General features: G+C 54.6%; 23 protein-coding genes and 1 tRNA gene. 17 read left to right on the top strand and 7 right to left on the bottom strand.

What is annotated here, in order from left to right:
- Positions 1-38: 38 nt before the first annotated feature.
- Positions 39-794 (bottom strand): hydroxyacylglutathione hydrolase, encoded by a 756-nt coding sequence (gene gloB / locus ABLU67_RS28060; RefSeq protein ID WP_046878642.1) that lies wholly within the window; start codon positions 792-794, stop codon positions 39-41.
- 32 nt (positions 795-826) lie between these two features.
- Here gloB and ABLU67_RS28055 point away from each other — a divergent pair, with 32 nt between their 5' ends.
- Complete coding sequence (locus tag ABLU67_RS28055; RefSeq protein ID WP_128696727.1) at positions 827-1549, top strand: class I SAM-dependent methyltransferase; 723 nt, start codon at positions 827-829, stop codon at positions 1547-1549.
- Here the strand turns inward: ABLU67_RS28055 and rnhA are convergent.
- Positions 1546-2013, bottom strand: coding sequence for a ribonuclease HI (gene rnhA / locus ABLU67_RS28050; protein WP_004129160.1), 468 nt, complete (start codon positions 2011-2013; stop codon positions 1546-1548). The two genes, ABLU67_RS28055 and rnhA, sit on opposite strands and share 4 nt — an antisense overlap.
- A gap of 65 nt (positions 2014-2078) precedes the next feature.
- Between rnhA and dnaQ the strand changes: the two genes are divergently transcribed.
- Both dnaQ and ABLU67_RS28040 read left to right on the top strand, forming a co-directional pair.
- A complete protein-coding gene (dnaQ, locus tag ABLU67_RS28045; RefSeq protein WP_025108466.1) occupies positions 2079-2810 on the top strand; it encodes a DNA polymerase III subunit epsilon in 732 nt (243 codons plus the stop codon).
- A gap of 132 nt (positions 2811-2942) precedes the next feature.
- Positions 2943-3019: transfer RNA gene (locus ABLU67_RS28040), tRNA-Asp, on the top strand.
- A 254-nt stretch (positions 3020-3273) separates the two neighbouring features.
- Here the strand turns inward: ABLU67_RS28040 and ABLU67_RS28035 are convergent.
- Positions 3274-4044 (bottom strand): amidohydrolase, encoded by a 771-nt coding sequence (locus tag ABLU67_RS28035; RefSeq protein ID WP_014837467.1) that lies wholly within the window; start codon positions 4042-4044, stop codon positions 3274-3276.
- Between the two features lie 183 nt (positions 4045-4227).
- The gene (fadE, locus tag ABLU67_RS28030; protein ID WP_348852627.1) at positions 4228-6672 is read right to left on the bottom strand and encodes an acyl-CoA dehydrogenase FadE; all 2445 of its coding nucleotides are present in this window, start codon (positions 6670-6672) and stop codon (positions 4228-4230) included.
- A gap of 238 nt (positions 6673-6910) precedes the next feature.
- On the opposite strand from fadE, the gene lpcA reads away from it, so the two are divergent.
- Positions 6911-7492: a D-sedoheptulose 7-phosphate isomerase gene (gene lpcA / locus ABLU67_RS28025; RefSeq protein WP_004099149.1), complete on the top strand. Its 582-nt coding sequence runs from the start codon at positions 6911-6913 to the stop codon at positions 7490-7492.
- Between the two features lie 149 nt (positions 7493-7641).
- Positions 7642-8409 (top strand): class II glutamine amidotransferase, encoded by a 768-nt coding sequence (locus tag ABLU67_RS28020; protein ID WP_004847917.1) that lies wholly within the window; start codon positions 7642-7644, stop codon positions 8407-8409.
- Here ABLU67_RS28020 and dpaA read toward each other — a convergent pair.
- Positions 8380-9120: a peptidoglycan meso-diaminopimelic acid protein amidase gene (dpaA, locus tag ABLU67_RS28015; RefSeq protein ID WP_014228031.1), complete on the bottom strand. Its 741-nt coding sequence runs from the start codon at positions 9118-9120 to the stop codon at positions 8380-8382. The two genes, ABLU67_RS28020 and dpaA, sit on opposite strands and share 30 nt — an antisense overlap.
- A 413-nt stretch (positions 9121-9533) precedes the next feature.
- On the opposite strand from dpaA, the gene ABLU67_RS28010 reads away from it, so the two are divergent.
- From ABLU67_RS28010 to nqrM, 7 genes are read left to right on the top strand one after another with little or no spacing between them, the layout of a single operon-like run.
- Positions 9534-10877 carry a Na(+)-translocating NADH-quinone reductase subunit A gene (locus ABLU67_RS28010; protein ID WP_348852626.1) on the top strand — a complete coding sequence of 448 codons (1344 nt, stop codon included), beginning with the start codon at positions 9534-9536 and terminating at the stop codon, positions 10875-10877.
- A gap of 3 nt (positions 10878-10880) precedes the next feature.
- Positions 10881-12119, top strand: a complete 1239-nt coding sequence (locus tag ABLU67_RS28005) for an NADH:ubiquinone reductase (Na(+)-transporting) subunit B (RefSeq protein ID WP_004847922.1) — start codon at positions 10881-10883, stop codon at positions 12117-12119.
- Positions 12112-12906, top strand: coding sequence for a Na(+)-translocating NADH-quinone reductase subunit C (locus ABLU67_RS28000; RefSeq protein ID WP_004847924.1), 795 nt, complete (start codon positions 12112-12114; stop codon positions 12904-12906). Before ABLU67_RS28005 ends, ABLU67_RS28000 begins: the two co-directional genes overlap by 8 nt.
- Positions 12899-13537 (top strand): NADH:ubiquinone reductase (Na(+)-transporting) subunit D, encoded by a 639-nt coding sequence (locus ABLU67_RS27995; RefSeq protein ID WP_004099162.1) that lies wholly within the window; start codon positions 12899-12901, stop codon positions 13535-13537. The genes ABLU67_RS28000 and ABLU67_RS27995 overlap by 8 nt, the downstream gene beginning before the upstream one ends.
- A 6-nt stretch (positions 13538-13543) precedes the next feature.
- Positions 13544-14140, top strand: a complete 597-nt coding sequence (gene nqrE, locus ABLU67_RS27990; RefSeq protein ID WP_004847929.1) for an NADH:ubiquinone reductase (Na(+)-transporting) subunit E — start codon at positions 13544-13546, stop codon at positions 14138-14140.
- An 11-nt stretch (positions 14141-14151) separates the two neighbouring features.
- Positions 14152-15375, top strand: coding sequence for an NADH:ubiquinone reductase (Na(+)-transporting) subunit F (nqrF, locus tag ABLU67_RS27985; RefSeq protein WP_004847931.1), 1224 nt, complete (start codon positions 14152-14154; stop codon positions 15373-15375).
- 2 nt (positions 15376-15377) lie between these two features.
- Positions 15378-15593, top strand: a complete 216-nt coding sequence (gene nqrM / locus ABLU67_RS27980; RefSeq protein ID WP_004847934.1) for a (Na+)-NQR maturation NqrM — start codon at positions 15378-15380, stop codon at positions 15591-15593.
- A gap of 32 nt (positions 15594-15625) precedes the next feature.
- On the opposite strand, the gene ABLU67_RS27975 is transcribed toward nqrM, so the two are convergent.
- Positions 15626-16483 (bottom strand): glycerophosphodiester phosphodiesterase family protein, encoded by an 858-nt coding sequence (locus ABLU67_RS27975; RefSeq protein WP_025107267.1) that lies wholly within the window; start codon positions 16481-16483, stop codon positions 15626-15628.
- Between the two features lie 159 nt (positions 16484-16642).
- Here ABLU67_RS27975 and dinB point away from each other — a divergent pair, with 159 nt between their 5' ends.
- Positions 16643-17698, top strand: coding sequence for a DNA polymerase IV (gene dinB, locus ABLU67_RS27970; protein WP_025107266.1), 1056 nt, complete (start codon positions 16643-16645; stop codon positions 17696-17698).
- A gap of 2 nt (positions 17699-17700) precedes the next feature.
- On the top strand, positions 17701-18165 hold the full coding sequence (locus tag ABLU67_RS27965; RefSeq protein WP_064405227.1) for a GNAT family N-acetyltransferase: 465 nt from the start codon (positions 17701-17703) through the stop codon (positions 18163-18165).
- 102 nt (positions 18166-18267) lie between these two features.
- On the opposite strand, the gene pepD is transcribed toward ABLU67_RS27965, so the two are convergent.
- Positions 18268-19725, bottom strand: a complete 1458-nt coding sequence (pepD, locus tag ABLU67_RS27960) for a cytosol nonspecific dipeptidase (RefSeq protein WP_025107264.1) — start codon at positions 19723-19725, stop codon at positions 18268-18270.
- 258 nt (positions 19726-19983) lie between these two features.
- On the opposite strand from pepD, the gene gpt reads away from it, so the two are divergent.
- The 3 genes from gpt (at position 19984) to crl (ending at position 22249) form a co-directional block, all read left to right on the top strand.
- The gene (gene gpt, locus ABLU67_RS27955) at positions 19984-20442 is read left to right on the top strand and encodes a xanthine phosphoribosyltransferase (RefSeq protein ID WP_004129200.1); all 459 of its coding nucleotides are present in this window, start codon (positions 19984-19986) and stop codon (positions 20440-20442) included.
- 106 nt (positions 20443-20548) lie between these two features.
- Positions 20549-21793: an esterase FrsA gene (gene frsA / locus ABLU67_RS27950; protein WP_004129202.1), complete on the top strand. Its 1245-nt coding sequence runs from the start codon at positions 20549-20551 to the stop codon at positions 21791-21793.
- A gap of 57 nt (positions 21794-21850) precedes the next feature.
- Positions 21851-22249 (top strand): sigma factor-binding protein Crl, encoded by a 399-nt coding sequence (crl, locus tag ABLU67_RS27945; RefSeq protein WP_004847949.1) that lies wholly within the window; start codon positions 21851-21853, stop codon positions 22247-22249.
- Positions 22250-22316: the final 67 nt, after the last annotated feature.

The following is a 22316-nucleotide window of genomic DNA, read 5'->3' as shown; positions in this document are numbered from 1 at the left end:
GGATAACGGTGAAGTCGTCTGAAGACAAGAATTAAATATCAGAAGTCGTCTTTCTTTGACCTTAACCAGGCAAATCGCTGAATAGAGTGTTGCAAATTTGTTTCTTTGTCTATTTCTTTAATTAAATCATCATCATCCGTTCGAAGAAATAAATTAATAAGACGCTCATTTTTCAGAGTTACGGGGAGTGTTTTTTGGTTTTTTGCACGTAACTCATTAACTTTGTGGTAGTAATCGTTTATCTCCCTATCATGGGGAAGGATGCTTATTGCAAACTTCATGTTTGCTAAAGTGTACTCATGTGCGCAACATATTAATGTTTCGTCAGGAAGGGCGCTAATCTTCTTAAATGATTGATACATCTGCTCTGCGGTCCCTTCGAATAGTCTGCCGCAGCCGCCGGAAAACATTGTATCGCCACAAAATAGATAAGGTGCGCTGTAGAAACAGATGTGTCCTAAAGTGTGACCTGGCGTGGCAAAAATAGAAAATTCGCGGCCCAAAACAGTGAGGCTATCTCCGTCCTTCACGACGTGGGTTGCGCCCTTATCCTGGGTTTCTGCCGGTCCGTAAACCACCAGGTTCGGAAATTTTTCCCGCAGTTGTTTAACGCCGCCAACATGGTCGCGGTGGTGATGCGTCAACAAGATAGCTTCCGGCTGCCAGCGGTTTTGTTCGATGGCGGCGAGCACGGGCGCGGCTTCTCCGGGATCGACTATCAGGCAGCGCCCGCTATCTTCACTAAGAACCCAGATGTAGTTGTCCTGAAATGCGGGAATACTGATAAGATTCATAAATTACCTCTAATGCGTAGCGGAAGGTTGCGATGAAGCCGGCAAGGATACCTCATACAGTTACAGCGCCAGAGCACTGGTCCAGCATGCCGTGGGGCGAATACTACCGCGAATCGCTGGAACGGCAGATGAAACCGTGGCTCACTAAATTATATGGCTTTCATTTACTTAAGATTGGCAATCTGAGCGCGGAAATCAATACCGAAGCCTGCGCGATTTCCCATCAGGTGAATGTCTCTTTGCAGGGGAATCCTGTGCAGGTAAAGGCCGATCCGCTGCATTTGCCTTTTGCCGAAAAGTCGGTAGATGCCTGCCTGCTGGCGCATACCTTACCGTGGTGCAGCGATCCGCATCGACTGCTGCGGGAAGCGGACCGGGTGCTGATTGACGATGGCTGGATAATTTTAACCAGTTTTAATCCTGTAAGCCTGATGGGGTTACGTAAACTGGTGCCGGTGTTACGCAATAAGCCCCCCTATAACAGCCGCATGTTCACCTTAACGCGTCAGATGGACTGGCTGGGGTTGCTGAATTTTGAAGTTATGCACTACGGGGGCTATCAGGTCCTTCCCTGGTCGCGCCACGGGGGGAAAATGCTCAGCACGCATCTACCGGCGTTGGGATGTCTGCAGCTCATTGTTGCCCGTAAACGCACTATCCCATTGACGCTAAACCCGATGAAATCGGGCAAAGCAAAAAAACGGATACCGCAGGCGGTAGGCGCCACGCGTCAGTGGCGCAAGGGGCAGAATTAACTTTCTGCCTGATAACCGATGTCGTCCCGGGTTGGGTTAGATGCTGCCGCGCGCGCCAGTTCGTCGCAACGTTCGTTTTCCGGATGTCCGGCATGGCCTTTAACCCATTCCCATTTTATCTTGTGTTGACCCAGCGCGGCGTCCAGGCGCTGCCAGAGATCGACATTTTTTACCGGTTTCTTGTCGGCCGTTTTCCAGCCGCGTTTTTTCCAGTTGTGGATCCACTGCGTAATCCCCTGACGCACATACTGGCTGTCGGTACTGAGGATCACTTCACAATGTTCTTTCAGCGCTTCCAGGGCGACGATGGCGGCCATCATCTCCATGCGGTTGTTCGTTGTAAGGTTAAATCCTTCGCTAAAAGTTTTTTCCTTCCCGCGATAGCGTAAAATCGCACCGTAGCCGCCAGGACCTGGATTTCCCAGGCAAGAACCATCGGTGAAAATTTCTACCTGTTTGAGCATCTCTGGTAGACTTCCTGTAATTGAAATCGATACGTAAAACGGTAAGTCTGACATAAATGACCGCTATGAGCACTGCAATTACGCGACAGATCGTTCTCGATACCGAAACCACCGGTATGAATCAGATTGGTGCGCACTATGAAGGGCACAAGATAATTGAAATCGGTGCGGTGGAGGTGATCAACCGCCGCCTGACCGGAAACAACTTCCACGTCTATTTAAAGCCGGACCGGCTGGTGGATCCTGAAGCGTTTGGCGTCCACGGTATTGCGGACGAATTCCTGATGGATAAGCCCGCGTTTGGTGATGTGGTCGATGAGTTTCTCGACTATATCCGCGGCGCGGAGCTGGTCATCCATAACGCATCGTTCGATATCGGCTTTATGGACTATGAATTTGCTAAGCTGAATCGCGGCATTCCGAAGACGGATACCTTTTGTAAGGTGACCGATAGCCTGGCCCTGGCGCGTAAAATGTTCCCGGGCAAGCGTAACAGCCTTGATGCCCTCTGTTCACGTTATGAAATAGACAACAGCAAGCGAACGCTGCACGGGGCGTTGCTCGATGCCCAGATTCTGGCCGACGTTTATCTGATGATGACCGGTGGCCAGACGACGATGGCTTTCTCAATGGAAGGGGAAGGGCAGCAGCAGGCCGGAGAAATGGGCATTCAACGCGTTGTGCGCGCCGCCAGCAAATTACGGGTGGTTTACGCCTCTGATGAAGAGCTGATGAACCACGAGTCGCGGCTCGATCTGGTGCAAAAGAAAGGCGGAAGCTGCCTGTGGCGGGCCTGATTTACCCATAAACGCGCTAAAAATAGTCTGTTGGGTGATTTTTGCAGCAAGCGATTCAAAAATGAAGAAAAAGCGTTGACGGAGTAGAGGGGAATCCGTAATATTCGCCTCGTTCCCAAGGGAACAGTAAGTGGAGCGGTAGTTCAGTCGGTTAGAATACCTGCCTGTCACGCAGGGGGTCGCGGGTTCGAGTCCCGTCCGTTCCGCCACTATTCAGAAAGCCTGAATCAGCAATGATTCAGGCTTTCGTCGTTTTAGCCTGCAGAACACATTCTCTTCCCCGTCTTCGCCAGCCATCCGTTGCGCCGGTCTGACAACGTTTGCCCGCGAGCCTGGCGTTAACAGCATTCATATTCTCGTTCCGCGCTGCGGGCGTTTACCTGCAGGGCTTTGGGGCGAGCGGGCGGGATAGCGCTGGTTTGAGGCATAAAAAGGGAGCCTGGGCTCCCCTGCCAGTCTGGCTTTAGCTGAGCGTGAAGGGATCAGCGTCCTGCCAGGCCGGAAACTTCTCGCGATACTCTTTTAGCGACGTCAGCGAAAGCTCAGCATCCAGGCGAGTCGCCTGATGCGGTTCGGCCGTCGCGATAATCTCACCCTGCGGCGTGATTATCCGACTATCGCCCCGGTAATGGTGTCCGTTGCCATCGGTGCCGACGCGATTGCATCCGGCAACATAAGCCTGATTTTCGATAGCTCTGGCGACCAGCAGCGACTGCCAGTGCATTGAGCGCGGGGCGGGCCAGTTGGCAACATACAGCGCTAAATCGTAGTCGTTATGGTTGCGTGACCACACGGGGAAGCGCAGGTCGTAGCATACCAGCGGCAGAATTCTCCAGCCGCGCCAGGCAAAAATGACCCGCTCGTTACCCGCTGCGTAATGATGATGTTCATCCGCCATGCGAAACAGGTGGCGTTTGTCATAGAAATGGATTTTACCGCCGGGCTCAACCAGCAAGAAGCGGTTAACCGGACCGCGGTCCGTTTGCAGCGCGGCGCTACCGGCAATCAGCGCGTTGGTTTGGTCGGCTTTAGCCTCCATCCAGGCTACCACTTCCTCTTGCGACAGCGACTGTTTTGCTGCTTCCATCGCGAAACCGGTGGTGAACATTTCGGGTAAAACAATGAGGTCACGCCCGGTAATCCCTTCCAGTTGACGATCGAAATGGCGCAGGTTGGCGGGACCGTCCATCCACACCAGCGGTTGTTGTAAAAGGGTAATTTTCAGTCCGGGCACGGTGGTGAACTCCAGTATGATGAGAGGAATTATAATGACTTTAACACCATATCAGCCGATGGACGGCTCAGGGAATATTTTGTAAAAGAATGACAGCCCTGGAAATACCTTCCGCTGAATTGTCAGAAAAAAGAGAGGCGGGGAAGTCCCCGCCTCGATCGTGATGGGTTTATTTTTTTGTTTTTAAGCCGCTTCGATCTTGCGCACTTTCTCCGGCAGCTTTACCGGGCGGGTCGCCAGTTCATCCGGGGCGAAATCGTCGACGTTAATGCTGCGCAGTCGGCTGGTTTCCGCACGGACCAGGATGTCCGCCTCGTCCTGATTGATTAGCCCTTTTGCCAGCGCGTTGCGGGCCAGTTCATCAAGACGCGTAAACGACAGATTCTTGCCCAGCTCTTTGCACAGGCGCTGGTGGATAGGGTCTGCTGCCATAACATCAAGCAGCGCTTCTTCCAGCAGGCCAACCGGATTATGCTCGCTCGGCGTCAGATACTGACCGCGGCCGATACGCGAACGCGTCGCGCTCGGAACCTGCAGGATTTTCGCTACCTTATGATCCAGCTTGTCTGAAGGCGCCAGGTAATGACGTCCGGTCGGGAAGATTGCCACGCGAAGCGCCCCAGCGACCAGACGATTCGGGAAGTTCACCAACAGATCGTCAATCGCCTGCTCGGCCTGATACAGCGCATCCTGAACCCCCCAGTGAACCAGCGGTAAGTCCGCTTCGTTACGCCCCTCATCGTCATAGCGTTTCAGGACCGCCGACGCCAGGTAGAGCTGGCTCAGCACATCTCCCAGACGCGCAGAAATTCTTTCACGACGCTTCAGACTACCGCCCAGTACCGCCATTGAGACATCGGACAGCAGAGCCAGGTTGGCGCTCAGTCGGTTCATATGTTGATAGTAGCGACGAGTGGCATCGCGGGTCGGCGAGCTGCTGGTGAGACCGCGGGTCAGGCCCAGCCAGAAACTGCGTACCTTATTGCTGCCCACGTGCCCGATGTGTTTAAACAGCAGCTTGTCGAAAGCGTTAACGTCGTTATTCTGCGCGGCCGCCATTTCATCCAGCACGTACGGATGGCAACGAATCGCACCCTGGCCGAAGATCATCATGCTGCGGGTCAGGATATTCGCCCCTTCAACGGTGATGGCGATCGGCGCGCCCTGATAGGCCCGCGCCAGGAAGTTTCCGGTGCCGAGCATAATGCCCTTACCGCCGGTAATATCCATTGCGTCAATAATGGAACGCTGACCACGGTGAGTACAGTGATACTTCACAATTGCCGACAGTACCGCTGGTTTTTCGCCAAGCATAATGCCGTAGGTAATCAGCGAGGCGGCGGCATCCATTACGTAGGCGTTGCCTGCGATACGCGCCAGCGGTTCTTCGATCCCTTCCATTTTACCGATAGAGATTTTGAACTGGCGGCGAATGTGCGCGTAGGCGCCGGTAGCCATGGCGACGGATTTCAGGCCGCCGGTAGCGTTTGACGGCAGGGTGATGCCGCGTCCCACGGATAAACACTCAACCAGCATCCGCCAGCCCTGGCCGGCCATCGACGGGCCGCCAATAATGTAATCGATAGGAACGAAAATATCTTTCCCCTGGGTCGGGCCGTTCTGGAACGGAACGTTCAGCGGGAAATGGCGACGCCCGATTTCAACGCCGGGGGTGCTGGTGGGGATGAGCGCGCAGGTGATGCCCAGCTCCTCTTCTGCACCCAGCAGGCGGTCTGGATCGGAGAGTTTAAACGCCAGCCCCAGTACGGTGGCGATAGGCGCAAGGGTGATATAGCGTTTGTTCCAGGTCAGGCGCATACCCAGCACCTGCTGGCCCTGCCATTCGCCCATGCAGACGACGCCGGTATCCGGAATGGCGCCGGCATCTGAACCCGCTTCCGGGCTGGTCAGCGCGAAGCACGGGATCTCCTGGCCGCGAGCCAGGCGCGGCAAATAGTGGTTTTTCTGTTCTTCTGTACCGTAATGCTGCAGCAGCTCGCCCGGGCCTAATGAGTTCGGCACGCCGACGGTAATCGCCAGGATCCCGGAGACGCCCGACAGCTTTTGCAGGACGCGAGCCTGCGCGTAGGCGGAGAATTCCAGCCCGCCGTACTCTTTCTTAATGATCATCGCGAAGAAGCGATGCTCTTTCAGATAGGCCCACAGCTCCGGCGGCAGATCGGCCATCTCGTGGGTAATTTCGAAGTCGTTCGCCATACGGCAGGCTTCTTCGACCGGGCCGTCAATAAAGGCTTGTTCTTCAGCGGTGAGGCGCGGCTGCGGATAGTTATGCAGTTTCTGCCAGTCGGGGTTACCGCGGAACAGATCGCCTTCCCACCAGGTTGTGCCAGCGTCAATCGCTTCTTTCTCGGTGCGCGACATCGGCGGCATGACCTTACGGAAAGCGCGGAACGCCGGGACTGAAATCATGGATTTACGCATCGGCGCAAGGTTAAACGGCAGTAAAACGATCGCCAGCGGAATCAGCAGCCAGATATTCCACAGCCCCGCAGCGCCGAGTGCGGCGGTCCAGACAAGCAAAATCGCGCTGCTCAGCAGCAGATTGATTCGGTGATAGAAGAGCGCACCGAGTAAAACAACGGTTGCAACAATACTCAAAATCATCATAGAGAAATGCTCCCTGTCTTGTAGGAGGTCTGACCACTTGTGATGATATGGTTGTAGTGGATGTAATTTGTTTTAGCAATGTGTTTACAAAATAATTACAACCTTGCTCACATTGTTGTACGGAAATGCGGCACATAAAATCAAAAGCACAGGGGATTGCATTGCGTGCTGCTTCTCGCTGCGTCGGCTATCCGGTAAACTGCCTGGGTTATCCCACAAATACTGAAGGATTATCCTCATGTACCAGGATCTTATTCGTAACGAACTGAATGAAGCCGCTGAAACGTTGGCTAACTTTCTGCAGGACGAAGCCAACATTCACGCGATTCAGCGTGCTGCGGTGCTGCTGGCGGATAGCTTTAAAGCTGGCGGCAAAGTCCTTTCCTGCGGTAACGGCGGTTCGCACTGCGATGCGATGCATTTTGCGGAAGAACTGACCGGGCGCTATCGTGAAAATCGCCCCGGCTATCCGGCCATTGCGATTTCCGACGTGAGCCATCTCTCTTGCGTCAGCAATGATTTCGGCTATGAATATGTTTTCTCTCGCTATGTAGAATCAGTGGGTCGTGCAGGCGACGTATTACTGGGGATCTCTACTTCCGGTAATTCAGGTAATGTTATCAAAGCGATTGAAGCCGCCCGCGCCCAGGGGATGAAAGTGATTACTCTGACCGGGAAAGATGGCGGTAAAATGGCGGGGTCAGCGGATGTAGAAATTCGCGTACCGCATTTTGGCTACGCCGACCGTATTCAGGAAATCCATATTAAAGTGATTCATATCCTGATTATGCTGATCGAAAAAGAGATGGTTAAAGCTTAAAAGGCTATTTTGTTAGCCATTTTGAACCCGGGCAGTGCTCAAGATCCTCACGTACATGAAGTACGCTCCGGTTTCTGCGCGCTGGCCGTGTCCAAACTGGCTGCACCAATAACGCCTTTTATGTTTCAGTAAGTGGTATGAGGTGATCTATGTGCGAATTGCTCGGGATGAGCGCGAATGTGCCCACAGATATTTGCTTCAGTTTCACCGGGCTGGTGCAGCGCGGTGGCGGAACCGGGCCACATAAAGACGGCTGGGGCATTACGTTTTATGAAGGTAAGGGCTGTCGCACATTTAAAGATCCGCAGCCTAGCTTCCAGTCGCCCATAGCAAAGCTGGTGCAGGAATATCCTATCAAGTCCTGCTCGGTCATCGCCCATATTCGCCAGGCCAACCGAGGTATCGTTGCGCTGGAAAACACTCACCCCTTTACCCGGGAGCTATGGGGGCGCAACTGGACCTACGCCCATAACGGTCAACTGGAGGGGTATGAGAGCCTCGAGACGGGAAGTCTGCATCCTATCGGGGAGACCGACAGCGAAAAGGCCTTCTGCTGGCTGCTGCACAGCATCACCGAGCGCTATCCGGAAATGCCGGGCGATATGGTTGAGGTATTCAGATTTATCGCCACGCTTGCCGGAGCGCTGCGTGAAAAAGGCGTTTTTAACATGCTGCTCTCCGACGGGCGCTACGTGATGGCGTTTTGCTCGACGAATTTATACTGGATTACGCGAAGGGCGCCGTTTGGCGTAGCGACGCTGCTGGATCAGGATGTAGAAATTGACTTTCAACGCGAGACCACACCGAATGATGTGGTCTCCGTTATCGCCACTCAGCCGCTTACCGGCAACGAAACCTGGAATAAAATTATGCCAGGCGAGTGGGCGTTATTTTGCCTCGGGGACCGAGTAGTTTGACGCGAGCTGCGGCTGCACAACTTCGTGGCTGAGCGGTTTGCTCACCACGTAGCGGCCATTGGCGACCGAAACCACCGGCGGCTTATGCGTCTGCCGGAAGTAGTCGTACCCGGGTTTCAGCTGCTGCCAGAAATCCGCGAAGTAGGAAAATTTGTGACGCGCCATGTTGGCGTCGGTCATGCGGAAAGGATAAATGCTCACCTGAACGTTGGGCTGGCCGAAGACTAACGCGCCGGTGACGAACTGGAAGATTTCATCAATACCGGTATCGGTCATGGCGTAACAGCCAACGGATACGCAGGCACCGTGAATCATCAGATACTTTCCTTCATAGCCATGCGCGCGGTCGTAGGCGTTCGGGAAACCGATATTGATCGCTTTGTAGAAACGGCTGTCGGGTTTTAGCTGATTGCGGGAAACGTTATAGAAACCTTCGGGACTCTTGAAATCGCCCTGGCGCTGCTTTGGACCGAGCCCGCCGGAGTAGTTACAGATCCGGTAGCTGTCGAGAAGCTGGTAGGTTTCGCCCATCTTGACGTAAAGATCGAGCATGCGCTCTTCTTTGAAGATCTCAATGTAGACCGGCGAACCCATGAGCTGCTGCTTATACTCTTTGCTCATCGGCGTTGTCGAGCTGTTACTGCTAAGTAGCCCTGCGAATGAAACGCACGGCAACAGAAGCATCGCAATAAATAATGCGATTTTGCGCATACTACTTGTTCCTTGATAAAACAAATAACCACATTGCCAGGACGGCAAGAGAGACCCGAAATCAGAGTTTTCTGGTTTTAGAGCGCTCACATTAGCATCACGGCATTTTTTCGCAAGCACGACGTGCCACGTTTACGTTTTAGTTTTCCGTTATAGCGAATATTCAGGTAAAGCGCAGTCAGAACTTTGCGTAATAGCTCGCATTTTAGAACGACTTAATGGCAGTTTGTCTACAGGCGCTGCTCACGAAATGTTACACTTGCTCCGCTAAATACTCAGGGTAAGAAAGGATGCTTCTCTCCCGTCTTGTGAATCACCAGGACTACGATGTTCCTTTCTTCCTCTTATTTTCCATTAATTATGCTGGCCTCGGTCTGATACCGGGGTTTACGTAACGGATACCTGCTAACGATATGATTAAAATCACGAAAGGGCTGAATTTGCCCATAGCTGGCATGCCATCACAGCAGATTTCTTCGAAGACTGCGGTCAAGCGCGTTGCGCTGTTGGGTGAAGAGTACATCGGTATGCGCCCCTCAATGGCGGTGCGTGAAGGAGACCGGGTACAAAAAGGTCAGCTTCTGTTCGAAGATAAAAGAAATCCTGGCGTGCGATTTACTGCCCCTGCGAGTGGAACCATCAGCGCCATTCATCGCGGCGAACGGCGGGTTCTGCAATCGGTCGTTATTGACGTAGATGGCGATGATGCCGTTCACTTTCCCCGCTATGAATTAGCCGATCTTGCCGCGTTGACGCGCGACGCCGTGCAGCAGCAACTGGTGGAGTCGGGGATGTGGACGGCGTTTCGCACCCGCCCTTTCAGCAAAATACCTGCGCCGGGCAGCGTTCCAGCGGCCATATTTGTCACCGCCATAGATACGAATCCACTGGCGGCAGACCCTCAGCCAATCATTCTGGCCCAGCGCGAGGCTTTTGACGCGGGCTTAACCCTGTTGACGCGGTTGACCGACGGTAAGGTCCACGTCTGCCAGGCCAGCGGTGGCAAGCTTGGCGGGCATCCCGTGGGCCAGGTGACCTTCAACCAGTTTGCCGGGCCGCATCCGGCCGGGCTGGTCGGGACCCACATCCATTTTCTCGAGCCGGTTAGCCTGAAAAAGCAGGTCTGGCATCTTAACTATCAGGACGTTATCGCCGTTGGCAAATTGTTCCTTGAAGGGGAGTTGTCTAGCGAACGTATCGTTGCGCTCGGCGGCCCGCAGGTGAAAGAGCCTCGTTTATTAAAGACCTGCTCTGGCGCCAGCCTTGATGAACTGCTGGCAGATGAACTTCTGGATGATGAAAACCGCGTTATTTCTGGTTCAGTCCTCAGCGGAACGCATGCTCAAGGGCCCCATGCTTTTCTTGGCCGCTTTCATTTACAGATAAGCGTCGTAAAAGAGGGGCGTGAGAAAGAGCTGTTCGGCTGGGTAATGCCCGGGAAAGATAAATTTTCCATCACCCGCACCACGCTCGGCCATTTTATGAAGCGTAAGCTATTTAATTTCTCGACGGATACCAACGGCGGCGAGCGGGCTATGGTGCCGATTGGCAACTATGAGCGAGTGATGCCGCTGGATATTCTGCCCACCATGCTGCTGCGTGATTTGCTGGCGGGGGATACCGACAGCGCGCAGGCGCTGGGCTGTCTGGAACTGGATGAAGAAGACCTGGCGCTTTGCACCTACGTATGTCCCGGCAAGTATGAATATGGCCCGGCATTGCGCAGCGTGTTAACCCAGATAGAGCAGGAAGGATAAGTGATGGGCTTAAAGCAACTGTTTGACAAAATTGAGCCGCACTTTACGCACGGCGGCAAGCTGGAAAAATACTATCCGCTGTTTGAAGCGACGGCGACGCTGTTCTACACCCCCGGGCAGGTCACGCGCGGCGCGGCGCACGTCAGAGACGCCATCGATCTCAAGCGGATGATGATTCTGGTGTGGTTCGCCGTTTTCCCGGCGATGTTCTGGGGAATGTATAACGTTGGCCTGCAGACCATTCCTGCACTGCATAAATTATACGGCGCTGAGCAGCTGCAGCAGGTTATCGCCGGGAACTGGCACTACAGCATCGCGCAGTGGTTGGGGGTGAACTTCACCGCTGACGCCGGTTGGCTCAGTATGATGACCCTGGGGGCGGTATTTTTCCTGCCTATCTACATCACCGTGTTTCTTGTCGGCGGGTTCTGGGAAGTCTTGTTTGCTATCGTGCGCAAGCACGAAATAAACGAAGGCTTCTTCGTAACGTCAATTCTGTTCGCGCTGATTGTGCCGCCATCGCTGCCGCTATGGCAGGCCGCGTTCGGGATCACCTTCGGCGTCGTCATGGCCAAGGAGATTTTTGGCGGAACCGGGCGTAACTTTCTCAACCCAGCCCTGGCGGGGCGCGCGTTTTTATTCTTTGCCTGGCCGGCGCAAATTTCCGGCGACCTGGTATGGACTGCGGCGGATGGTTTCTCCGGCGCGACGCCGTTATCCCAGTGGGCAAGCGGCGGCGGTGAATCGCTGGTTAACGTCTCTACCGGCCAGCCGGTAAGCTGGATGGACGCCTTCCTCGGCAATATCCCGGGGTCGATTGGCGAAGTCTCGACGCTGATGATTCTCATCGGCGGCGCCATCATCATTTTTGGTCGCGTGGCCTCGTGGCGCATTGTCGCAGGGGTTTTCATCGGCATGGTGGCCACCGCGACGCTGTTTAACTTTATAGGCTCTGATACCAACCCGATGTTTGCCATGCCGTGGTACTGGCATCTGGTGCTCGGCGGTTTTGCCTTCGGCATGATGTTTATGGCGACGGACCCGGTGTCCGCGTCGTTTACGGATAAAGGTAAATGGAGCTACGGCCTGCTGATCGGCGTGATGTGCGTCCTGATCCGCGTGGTCAACCCGGCCTATCCGGAAGGGATGATGCTGGCGATCCTCTTCGCCAACCTCTTCGCGCCGCTGTTTGATTACCTGGTGGTGCGGGCCAATATTAAGCGGAGGAAATCGCGTGGCTGAGAATAAAAGTAACGATAGCATCGGCAAAACGCTGCTGGTGGTGCTGGTGCTTTGTCTGGTCTGCTCAATTGTGGTCGCCGGTTCTGCCGTGGGGCTAAAATCGCGCCAGCAGGAGCAGCGCGCTCTCGATAAACAGCGCAATATCCTGGCGGTTGCCGGTCTGATGAAGCAGGGAATGAGCGCAGATGAAGTGGCTGACATTTTTAAGGCCCATATCTCTCCGCGTTTAGTCGATTTAGCCAGCGGTGAGCTGCTGGATAAAGATCCGGGCAAGTTTAATCAGGCCCAGGCCCTGAAAGACCCTCAGCAGAGCCTACAGCTGGAGGCGAGTCAGGATCCTGCCGGTATCAAACGCCGCAGTAATATTGCCGAAATTTACCTGGTGCGCGATGAAAAGCAGCAGATTCAGGAAGTGGTACTGCCTATTTACGGTAATGGCCTGTGGTCGGTGATGTACGCTTTTGTGGCGCTGGAAACCGATGGCCGCACGGTCAAAGGGATCACCTATTACGATCACGGTGAAACGCCGGGGCTGGGCGGGGAAATTGAAAACCCCAACTGGCGCCAGCAGTTCGTCGGTAAACAGGTGCTTGATGATAAAGGGATGCCTGCGCTGAGAATCGTCAAAGGCGGCGCGCGTCCTGGCGACCTGCACGCCGTTGATGGCCTGTCGGGCGCAACGCTGACGTCAAACGGCGTGCAGCATAGCTTTGATTTCTGGATGGGCAAACTGGGCTTTGGTCCATTCCTGCAAAAGGTGCGAGAAGGGGAGCTGAATAATGGCTGATTTGGGCGACATGAAAGAAATGAAGCGCGTGCTGGTGGGGCCGCTTATCGCTAATAACCCTATCACCCTGCAGGTTCTGGGCGTCTGTTCCGCGCTGGCGGTGACTACCAAGCTGGAGACCGCTTTTGTGATGACCATCGCGGTGACGCTGGTTACGGCATTCTCCAGCATGTTTATCTCCATGATTCGCCACCATATTCCGAATAGCGTGCGCATCATTGTGCAGATGGCGATTATCGCTTCGTTGGTGATCGTCGTCGATCAGGTGCTACGCGCGTTTGCCTATGAGATCTCAAAACAGCTTTCGGTTTTCGTCGGTTTGATCATCACTAACTGTATCGTGATGGGGCGCGCCGAAGCCTATGCCATGAAGTCGCCGCCGTTGGCGAGCTTTATGGACGGTATTGGCAACGGTCTGGGATACGGGGCGATCCTAATCATCGTCGGTTTCCTGAGAGAGCTGATCGGCAGTGGTAAGCTATTCGGTATTACCGTGCTGGAAACGGTGCAGAACGGCGGCTGGTACCAGCCAAATGGCCTGTTTCTTCTGGCGCCCAGTGCGTTCTTCATTATCGGTTTGTTGATTTGGGCGGTGCGCAGCTGGAAGCCTGAACAGCAGGAAAAGGAGTAACCGATTATGGCTCATTATATTAGCCTGTTTGTCCGCGCCGTGTTTGTTGAAAATATGGCGCTGGCCTTCTTTCTTGGGATGTGTACTTTCCTCGCGGTATCGAAAAAGGTCTCGACCGCTTTCGGACTCGGCGTGGCGGTAACGGTCGTACTTGGGCTGGCGGTGCCGATCAATAATCTGGTGTATAACCTGGTGCTGCGCGACGGTGCGCTGGTTGAAGGCGTCGACTTAAGCTTTCTGAACTTTATCACCTTTATTGGCGTGATTGCCGCGCTGGTGCAAATCCTGGAGATGATCCTCGATAAGTACTTCCCGACGCTCTATAACGCGCTGGGGATCTTCCTGCCGCTGATCGCCGTCAACTGTGCGATCTTTGGCGGCGTCTCCTTCATGGTGCAGCGTGACTATAACTTCACCGAATCCATCGTTTACGGCTTTGGCTCCGGCATCGGCTGGCTGCTGGCAATTGTGGCGATGGCGGGCATTCGTGAAAAAATGAAATACGCAAACGTGCCTGCGGGTCTGCGCGGGTTAGGGATCACCTTTATTACCACGGGTCTGATGGCGCTGGGCTTTATGTCATTCTCCGGTGTGCAGCTATAAGGGCGGAAAGTATGGAAATAATTCTTGGCGTAGTGATGTTCACGCTGATCGTCCTGGTACTATCGGGGCTGATACTGGCCGCGCGTTCGAAATTAGTGAATGCGGGCGACGTGGTCATTGAAATCAATAACGAAGCGGATAAACAAATTCGTACTCCGGCCGGCGACAAGCTGCTGAATACGCTCTCCAGCAACGGTATCTTCGTTTCATCCGCCTGCGGCGGCGGCGGCTCCTGCGGCCAGTGCCGGGTGACGGTGAAAGAGGGCGGCGGTGATATTCTGCCTACCGAACTGTCTCATATCACCAAGCGTGAGGCGAGAGAGGGCTGCCGTCTGGCCTGCCAGGTCGCGGTGAAGCAGAACATGAAAATTGAGCTGCCGGAGGAGATTTTTGGCGTTAAGAAGTGGGAGTGTGAAGTTATCTCGAACGATAACAAAGCCACTTTTATCAAGGAGCTGAAGCTGCGCGTGCCGGACGGTGACGCGGTTCCGTTCCGGGCCGGCGGGTATATTCAGATCGAATGCCCCTCGCACAAGGTTGCCTATGCCGATTTTGACGTTCCGGACGAGTATCGCGGCGACTGGGATAAATTTAACCTTTTCCGCTACGTCTCTGACGTGAAAGAGCCAACGCTACGCGCCTACTCCATGGCTAACTATCCGGAAGAGAAGGGTATCATCATGCTCAACGTGCGTATCGCAACGCCGCCGCCGCAGGTACCTGATGCGCCTCCGGGGATCATGTCCTCCTATATCTGGTCGCTGAAGCCGGGCGATAAAGTGACGATTTCCGGGCCGTTTGGGGAATTTTTTGCCAAAGAAACGGATGCTGAGATGGTCTTTATCGGCGGCGGAGCGGGGATGGCGCCGATGCGCTCGCATATTTTCGACCAGCTTAAGCGGCTGCACAGCAAACGTAAAATCAGCTTCTGGTACGGTGCGCGCTCTCTGCGAGAAATGTTCTATGATGACGAATTCGAGCAGTTGGCGCGGGAAAACCCGAATTTTACCTTCCACGTGGCGCTCTCCGATCCGCAGCCGGAAGATAACTGGACCGGCCATACCGGCTTTATTCATAACGTTCTGTATGAAAACTATCTGCGCGATCACCCGGCGCCGGAAGATTGTGAATTCTACATGTGCGGGCCGCCGGTGATGAACGCCGCGGTCATTAAAATGCTTAAAGATCTCGGCGTTGAGGATGAAAACATCATGCTGGACGATTTTGGAGGCTGATGATGCTGACGGTATTTGTCGCGACCTTCGTGATTTTCGCGCTGGTTATCCTGGGAATGTCGCTTGGTTATCTGATCAAGCGCAAAAGTATTCAGGGCAGCTGCGGCGGGATCTCATCGCTGGGTATGGAAAAGGTCTGCGACTGTCCTGAGCCCTGCGATGCGCGCAAAAAACGCCTGGCCCGCGAAGCGCAGCGCAAGCAGGATCGCATCCTATAATCAGCAGGCCGCACCGTGCGGCCTTTTTTGATTTACCAGGTTTTCGCTTTCGCCGGCGAGTCTACCATCACGCCGTCGGCGCCAAGCTCGCTTGCGGTACGAAAATCATCGGCACTATTGATGCCGAAGAAGACAATATGGGCTTTGCCCTGTGAGCGGAAACAGTCCATAGCTTCTTTATCCCAGGTGAGCGTGGCTGGCGATACGCCTTCGCCCAGCGTGAACTTCTCCACTATTTCTACCTTGCGTTTCAGCTCCAGACCGTACCAGTATTCATTGCCCGACGCCGCAGTTGGCTGGCACTGGTGGCTAAGCGAAATATTAGCCAGCTTCGTTCGCGTTTCGCCCCGGCTGACGAAATGGGGGATAGATGCTGGCAGCGCCGCGATATAGCGGTCTTCCGTTGAATACACCCGTACGCGCGAGAGGCTATTGGTCTTTTGCAGTACTTCGCTAAGACGCGCCGCCATGATGGCCGGATCTGCATCAGGTGATTTGATATCGATGTAAAAGAAGGTCTGCGGCCACTGTTCCAGTACCGATTGCAGCGTTGGAATGGTTGCGTTTTTACCGCGCCAGGGGTGAGTTTCACCGCCCCATGTCCATCCCGCGTCCATACGGGTCAGCTCGGCAGCGCTGAAGCTTGAGATTTTCCCCGTATGGTCAGTCAGCGCGGACAGATCGCTCGGGCGATATAAGACCGGAACGCCATCCTGGCTTAACTGTACCGTTATCCAAATCGCCTCGGCCTTATTCTCCAGCGCAAGTTTTATCGCCGGAAGGGTATTTTCCGGCGCATCGCCGGTGCCTCCCCGATGCGCAATGAGCTGCGGCGCGGCGCAGGCGCTGCTGGCAATAAGCAAACCAAGCGCAGTAAGTATTGATTTCATGATTGCATTCACCTTATATGCTCATATAACTATATGAAAAGTAACTTATATTTATTGCATTTTTATGTTGTAGCACGTTTTTCAGGATAGTGGATTTAAAAAGATTAAATTTCGCCGTATTTTGCTATACTGTATGCATGTACAGTCTAAGGTTTGGCTATGCGTAAAATCATCCACGTTGATATGGACTGCTTCTTCGCGGCGGTGGAAATGCGTGACAACCCGGCACTGCGCGACATCCCTATTGCCATTGGCGGCAGTCGGGTGCAGCGCGGTGTTATCAGTACGGCTAACTATCCGGCGCGTAAATTCGGCGTGCGCAGCGCCATGCCAACCGCCACCGCGCTCAAACTTTGCCCCCACCTGACGCTGCTTCCCGGCCGCTTTGACGCCTATAAAGAGGCGTCGAACCATATCCGGGAGATTTTTTCCCGCTATACCTCGTTAATCGAACCATTATCGCTGGACGAAGCCTATCTCGACGTTAGCGACAGCGTTCATTGTCAGGGGTCAGCGACGCTGATGGCGCAGGAGATCCGCGAGACCATCCATCGTGAGCTAAATTTGACCGCCTCCGCAGGAATTGCGCCGGTAAAATTTCTCGCAAAAATCGCCTCGGATCTGAATAAACCCAACGGTCAGTTTGTTATTGCGCCGCATCAGGTCGCGGAGTTTGTCAAAACGTTGCCGCTATCGAAGATCCCGGGGGTCGGCAAGGTTTCCGCCGCGAAGCTCGAGAGCATGGGGCTGAGGACCTGTGAAGATGTGCAGAACAGCGATCTGGCGATGCTGCTCAAGCGCTTTGGTAAATTTGGGCGGATACTGTGGGAGCGCAGCCAGGGGATTGATGAACGAGAAATCAGCAGCGAGCGCCAGCGCAAATCGGTGGGCGTTGAACGAACCCTGATAGAAGATATCCACGAATGGGCGGAGTGTGAATCGATTATTGAGAACCTCTACCCGGAGCTGGAACGGCGACTGGCGAAGGTTAAACCGGATTTGCTGATTGCCCGTCAGGGGGTCAAGCTGAAGTTTAATGATTTTCAGCTCACCACCCAGGAACATGTCTGGCCCCGGCTGAATAAAGATGATTTGATTTCTACCGCGCATAAAGCCTGGCACGAGCGGCGCGGAGGTCGGGGAGTCAGGCTGGTGGGGCTGCACGTGACGCTGCTTGATCCGCAGCTGGAGCGGCAACTCGTTTTGGGATTGTAACGATGTTAACGATAAGAATGTACGAAGAGCGGGATTTTCCGGCGCTATGCGCACTATTTTTACGCGCCGTTAAAGAGACCGCCAGCGCCGACTATTCCCCCCGGCAAATTGCCGCCTGGGCGCAGGTTGATGAAGCCCGCTGGCGGCAAAAACTCGCGGCGTCACGCGTACTGGTGGCAATAAATGATGCCTCGCCGGTCGGGTTTATTACCGCCGTGGATGACTATATCGATTTACTATTTGTCTCTCCCGACTATAGCCGCCAGGGCGTCGCCAGCGCGCTGCTTAATACGCTATTGAGGCAGCTTCCTGAGCGCGCTTATACGGTAGAGGCCAGTATTACGGCAAAGCCCTTTTTTGCGCGTCACGGCTTCACCGTTATGCAGCCACAGGAAGTGACGGCGCGGGGTGAACAATTTCTTAATTATTTGATGCGGCGGCAAATCGACCCCACATACAGCGCGTGACAGGTATGCCCGGATGCGGTTACCACAATCGGCACGGCGTGCTTTCGCTCGGTCATTTTATAAAGAAAAGGCCCACTCTCTGCGGAGTGGGCCTGTGTTGTCTTACTTCGCCGGAATGGATTTCAGCAGTTCAGTCAACAGCGTCCAGTACTGGCCCACGCTTTCGATATGAACCTGCTCATCCGGGGAGTGAGGACCGGTGATGGTTGGCCCGATAGAAACCATGTCCATATCCGGATACGGTTTTTTGAACAGCCCGCACTCCAGGCCCGCGTGGATAATCTGGATGTTCGGCGTCTTGTTGAACAGACGCTGATAGGTTTCACGCACCAGATGCATCACCGGCGAGTTGGCGTCCGGCTGCCAGCCCGGGTAGGCGCCTTTCGCTTCGGTTTTCGCACCGGCCAGCTTGCCCAGCGAATCCAGCATGCTCACGACATAATCTTTGCCGCTGTCGATCAGCGAGCGAATCAGGCAGTGAATCTGCACGTTGTCGCCGGTCATGGTCACCACGCCGACGTTCAGCGAGGTTTCCACCACGCCTTTTGCCACATCAGAGTTGCGGATGACGCCGTTTGGCGTGGCGTTCAGCAGACGCACAAAGGTATCACGAGATTGGGCCGTCAGCGCAGGCTGCTCGTTAGCAACCGACTCCAGCAGCACAGTCAGGTTTTTCTCTTTGGCCGCCAGCTCGTTTTTCAGGATCGCCTGGTACTCATTAGCCAGCGCTTTCAGCGCGTCCGCTTTATCCGCGGCCACGGCGACTGTCGCGAACGCTTCACGCGGGATCGCGTTGCGCAGGGTGCCGCCGTTGAAATCGACCAGGCGCAGATCCAGCTCTTCAGCATGGCCTGCGAGGAAGCGTGCCAGCAGCTTGTTGGCATTACCTAAACCAACATGGATCTCGCCGCCGGAGTGGCCGCCTTTGAGTCCTTTAAGGGTCAGCTTAAAGCTCTGGAAACCGGCCGGAACGGCTTCGCGGGTCAGCGCCAGGTCAGAGGTGAAGTCGATACCCCCCGCACAGCCCATGTAAATCTCACCTTCTTCTTCGGAGTCGGTGTTGATCAGGATATCCGCCTGCAGCCAGTTGGCCTGCAGGCCAAACGCGCCGTCCATACCGGCTTCTTCCGTCATGGTCAGCAGCACTTCCAGCGGGCCGTGAACCACGTTGTCGTCAGCCAGTACCGCCAGCGCGGAAGCCATGCCGATACCGTTGTCGGCGCCCAGGGTGGTGCCGCGCGCTTTGACCCACTCGCCGTCGATGTACGGCTGAATCGGGTCCTTAGCGAAGTCATGAACGGTATCGTTGTTTTTCTGCGGCACCATATCGAGGTGCGCCTGCAGCACAACCGGTTTGCGGTTTTCCATACCGGCAGTCGCGCCTTTACGAATCAGAATGTTGCCAACCTGGTCGCGTTCCGCGTGTAAGCCTTTTTCTTTTGCCCAGCCCATGATGTGCTCAGCGAGCTGTTCTTCGTGATAGGAGGGGTGAGGAATAGAGCAGATTTTGGCAAAAATATCCCACAGCGGCTGCGGGGATAATTGAGACAGTTCAGACACGATAAGTCTCCTTACAATCACCTGCAAAAGTCGTTTGCAGATCGAGGGGTTAGCAATCAAATACACTACAAGCCCGGGCTTGCGCGATGGGGTTGAGAATACCACTTTCCGTGTACTCTGGTAGTGTAAACCACGTAAAAAGAGTCGTCGTGGCCGCTTAACGCTGGTTTTTAGCGCGTCAGATCTCTATAATCTCGCGCAACCATTTTCCCCCTCGAACATTATTTAAGCCGTATTACACAGGCTGGGACACTTCACATGAGCGAAAAATACGTCGTCACCTGGGACATGTTGCAGATTCACGCCCGCAAGCTGGCCACTCGCCTGCTGCCGGTTGAACAGTGGAAAGGCATTATTGCCGTTAGCCGCGGCGGTCTGGTACCGGGAGCACTACTGGCGCGTGAACTGGGTATTCGTCATGTTGATACCGTTTGCATCTCAAGCTATGACCACGATAATCAGCGTGAACTGACCGTGCTGAAACGTGCTGAAGGCGATGGCGAAGGCTTTATCGTGATCGATGACCTCGTCGACACCGGCGGTACCGCCGTAGCCATCCGCGAAATGTATCCGAAAGCACATTTTGTCACTATCTTCGCAAAACCGGCCGGTCGCCCGCTGGTTGATGATTATGTTGTTGATATTCCCCAGGATACCTGGATTGAACAGCCGTGGGATATGGGCGTGGTGTTCGTACCGCCTATCGCAGGTCGTTAATTTCCAGCATAAATGCTAATTACCACGCCCGGTTTTGCCGGGCGTGGTTTTTTTTACCCTTGCGCAGGTTACAATAGCTTCAGTGGCAACATGATGGAGGCTGCACATGTCCCAGGCTAACCTTAGCGAAACGCTGTTTAAACCCCGATTCAAACATCCGGAAACCTCCACGCTGGTGCGTCGGTTTAATACCGGAGCGCAGCAACCGATCCAGTCTGCGCTCAGCGGTAATCACGTTGATCACTGGTATCGATTGATTAACCGCCTGATGTGGATCTGGCGTGGCGTGACGCCGCAGGAAATCCTCGACGTGCAGGCGCGCATCGTCATGAGCGATGCCGAGCGAACCGACCCGGAGCTTTACGATACGGTCGTTGGCTATCGCGGCGGCAACTGGATCTTTGAATGGGCCAAACAGGCGATGGACTGGCAGCAGAAGGCCGGTCAGGAAGAGAATCTGCTCGTGAGCGGTCGTCACTGGCTCCATGCGGCAAACCTTTACAGCATTGCCGCCTATCCGCACATCAAGGGCGATGAGCTGGCGGAACAGGCGCAGGTGCTGGCATACCGGGCTTATGAAGAAGCCGCTCAGCGCTTGCCCGGCAAGCTGCGAGAGCTGGAGTTCTCTATCCCCGGCGCCGCGCCGATCACCGGTTTCCTGCATATGCCGCCAGGCGATGGGCCGTTCCCGACGGTACTGATGTGCGGCGGGCTTGACGCGCTACAGACCGACTATTACAACCTGTATGAAAACTATTTTGCGCCGTTGGGTATCGCTATGCTGACCGTGGATATGCCTTCCATCGGTTTCTCCTCAAAATGCAAGCTGACCCAGGATACCAGTCTGCTGCACCAGTATGTGCTGCAGCATCTGGCTAATGTGCCCTGGGTCGATCATACCCGCGTGGCCGCCTTTGGTTTCCGTTTCGGCGCGAATATCGCCGTGCGGCTGGGCTATCTTGAGTCCCAGCGCCTGAAGGCGGTGGCCTGCCTGGGGCCGGTGGTACACGGCCTGCTGGTGGACCCGCTGCATCAGGGGCGGGTGCCGGAGATGTATCTTGACGTTCTGGCTTCGCGGCTGGGGATGCATGACGCTTCCGACGACGCGCTGCGCGTTGAGCTTAACCGCTATTCCCTGAAGGTTCAGGGGCTGCTGGGACGCCGCTGCCCCACGCCGATGCTCTCAGGCTTCTGGAAAGACGATCCGTTCAGCCCGGAGGAGGAGTCGCGGCTGATTACTTCATCATCATCCGACGGCAAGCTGTTGGAGATCCCGTTCAATCCGGTCTATCGCAATTTCGATCACGCGCTGCGGCAGATCGCCCGCTGGATTAGCCATAGATTTAGTTAATATATTGCTAAATTCTATCGATTTGGTAACGTCATGGCATCACTAAAGGAGATCGCAATGACGTTACCGAGTGGACACCTGAAGAGTAAGCTGATTAAGAAATTCACGGCGCTTGGCCCTTACATCCGTGAGGAGCAATGTGAAGACAACCGCTTCTTTTTCGATTGCCTGGCTGTTTGCGTCAACGTAAAACCAGCGCCTGAAAAACGCGAGTTCTGGGGATGGTGGATGGAGATGGAAGCGCAGGAATCGCGCTTCACCTATAGCTATCAGTTTGGATTGTTCGACAAAGAGGGCGTCTGGCGTCCGGTCGCGATTGACGATCCTGAAGTCACTGAAAAGCTTGAAAAGACGCTACGTGGTTTTCACGAACGAGCCGAAGCGTTACTGGCGACGTTCAGTCTTAAGCTGGAGCCCGCCGATGATTTTAGCGAACCGGTTAAGCTGAGAGCCTGAGTTCCGGTCAGCGGCTGTCATCCTGCTCGCAATAAAGCCCGCGTTTCGACCAGCGCGGGTTTCCTTC

Source organism: Klebsiella sp. GN_Kp190 (assembly GCF_040061795.1).
Taxonomy (GTDB): Bacteria; Pseudomonadota; Gammaproteobacteria; order Enterobacterales; family Enterobacteriaceae; genus Klebsiella; species Klebsiella michiganensis.
This window is presented reverse-complemented; position numbering and strand designations above follow the sequence as displayed.

Bases quoted from the DNA above. Each gene is read 5' to 3' on its own strand.
- gloB (WP_046878642.1), bottom strand. From the start codon at position 794: ATGAATCTTATCAGTATTCCCGCATTTCAGGACAACTACATCTGGGTT.
- ABLU67_RS28055 (WP_128696727.1), top strand. From the start codon at position 827: ATGAAGCCGGCAAGGATACCTCATACAGTTACAGCGCCAGAGCACTGG.
- rnhA (WP_004129160.1), bottom strand. From the start codon at position 2,013: ATGCTCAAACAGGTAGAAATTTTCACCGATGGTTCTTGCCTGGGAAAT.
- dnaQ (WP_025108466.1), top strand. From the start codon at position 2,079: ATGAGCACTGCAATTACGCGACAGATCGTTCTCGATACCGAAACCACC.
- fadE (WP_348852627.1), bottom strand. From the start codon at position 6,672: ATGATGATTTTGAGTATTGTTGCAACCGTTGTTTTACTCGGTGCGCTC.
- lpcA (WP_004099149.1), top strand. From the start codon at position 6,911: ATGTACCAGGATCTTATTCGTAACGAACTGAATGAAGCCGCTGAAACG.
- ABLU67_RS28020 (WP_004847917.1), top strand. From the start codon at position 7,642: ATGTGCGAATTGCTCGGGATGAGCGCGAATGTGCCCACAGATATTTGC.
- dpaA (WP_014228031.1), bottom strand. From the start codon at position 9,120: ATGCGCAAAATCGCATTATTTATTGCGATGCTTCTGTTGCCGTGCGTT.
- ABLU67_RS28010 (WP_348852626.1), top strand. From the start codon at position 9,534: ATGATTAAAATCACGAAAGGGCTGAATTTGCCCATAGCTGGCATGCCA.
- ABLU67_RS28005 (WP_004847922.1), top strand. From the start codon at position 10,881: ATGGGCTTAAAGCAACTGTTTGACAAAATTGAGCCGCACTTTACGCAC.
- ABLU67_RS27995 (WP_004099162.1), top strand. From the start codon at position 12,899: ATGGCTGATTTGGGCGACATGAAAGAAATGAAGCGCGTGCTGGTGGGG.
- nqrE (WP_004847929.1), top strand. From the start codon at position 13,544: ATGGCTCATTATATTAGCCTGTTTGTCCGCGCCGTGTTTGTTGAAAAT.
- nqrF (WP_004847931.1), top strand. From the start codon at position 14,152: ATGGAAATAATTCTTGGCGTAGTGATGTTCACGCTGATCGTCCTGGTA.
- nqrM (WP_004847934.1), top strand. From the start codon at position 15,378: ATGCTGACGGTATTTGTCGCGACCTTCGTGATTTTCGCGCTGGTTATC.
- ABLU67_RS27975 (WP_025107267.1), bottom strand. From the start codon at position 16,483: ATGAAATCAATACTTACTGCGCTTGGTTTGCTTATTGCCAGCAGCGCC.
- dinB (WP_025107266.1), top strand. From the start codon at position 16,643: ATGCGTAAAATCATCCACGTTGATATGGACTGCTTCTTCGCGGCGGTG.
- ABLU67_RS27965 (WP_064405227.1), top strand. From the start codon at position 17,701: ATGTTAACGATAAGAATGTACGAAGAGCGGGATTTTCCGGCGCTATGC.
- gpt (WP_004129200.1), top strand. From the start codon at position 19,984: ATGAGCGAAAAATACGTCGTCACCTGGGACATGTTGCAGATTCACGCC.
- frsA (WP_004129202.1), top strand. From the start codon at position 20,549: ATGTCCCAGGCTAACCTTAGCGAAACGCTGTTTAAACCCCGATTCAAA.
- crl (WP_004847949.1), top strand. From the start codon at position 21,851: ATGACGTTACCGAGTGGACACCTGAAGAGTAAGCTGATTAAGAAATTC.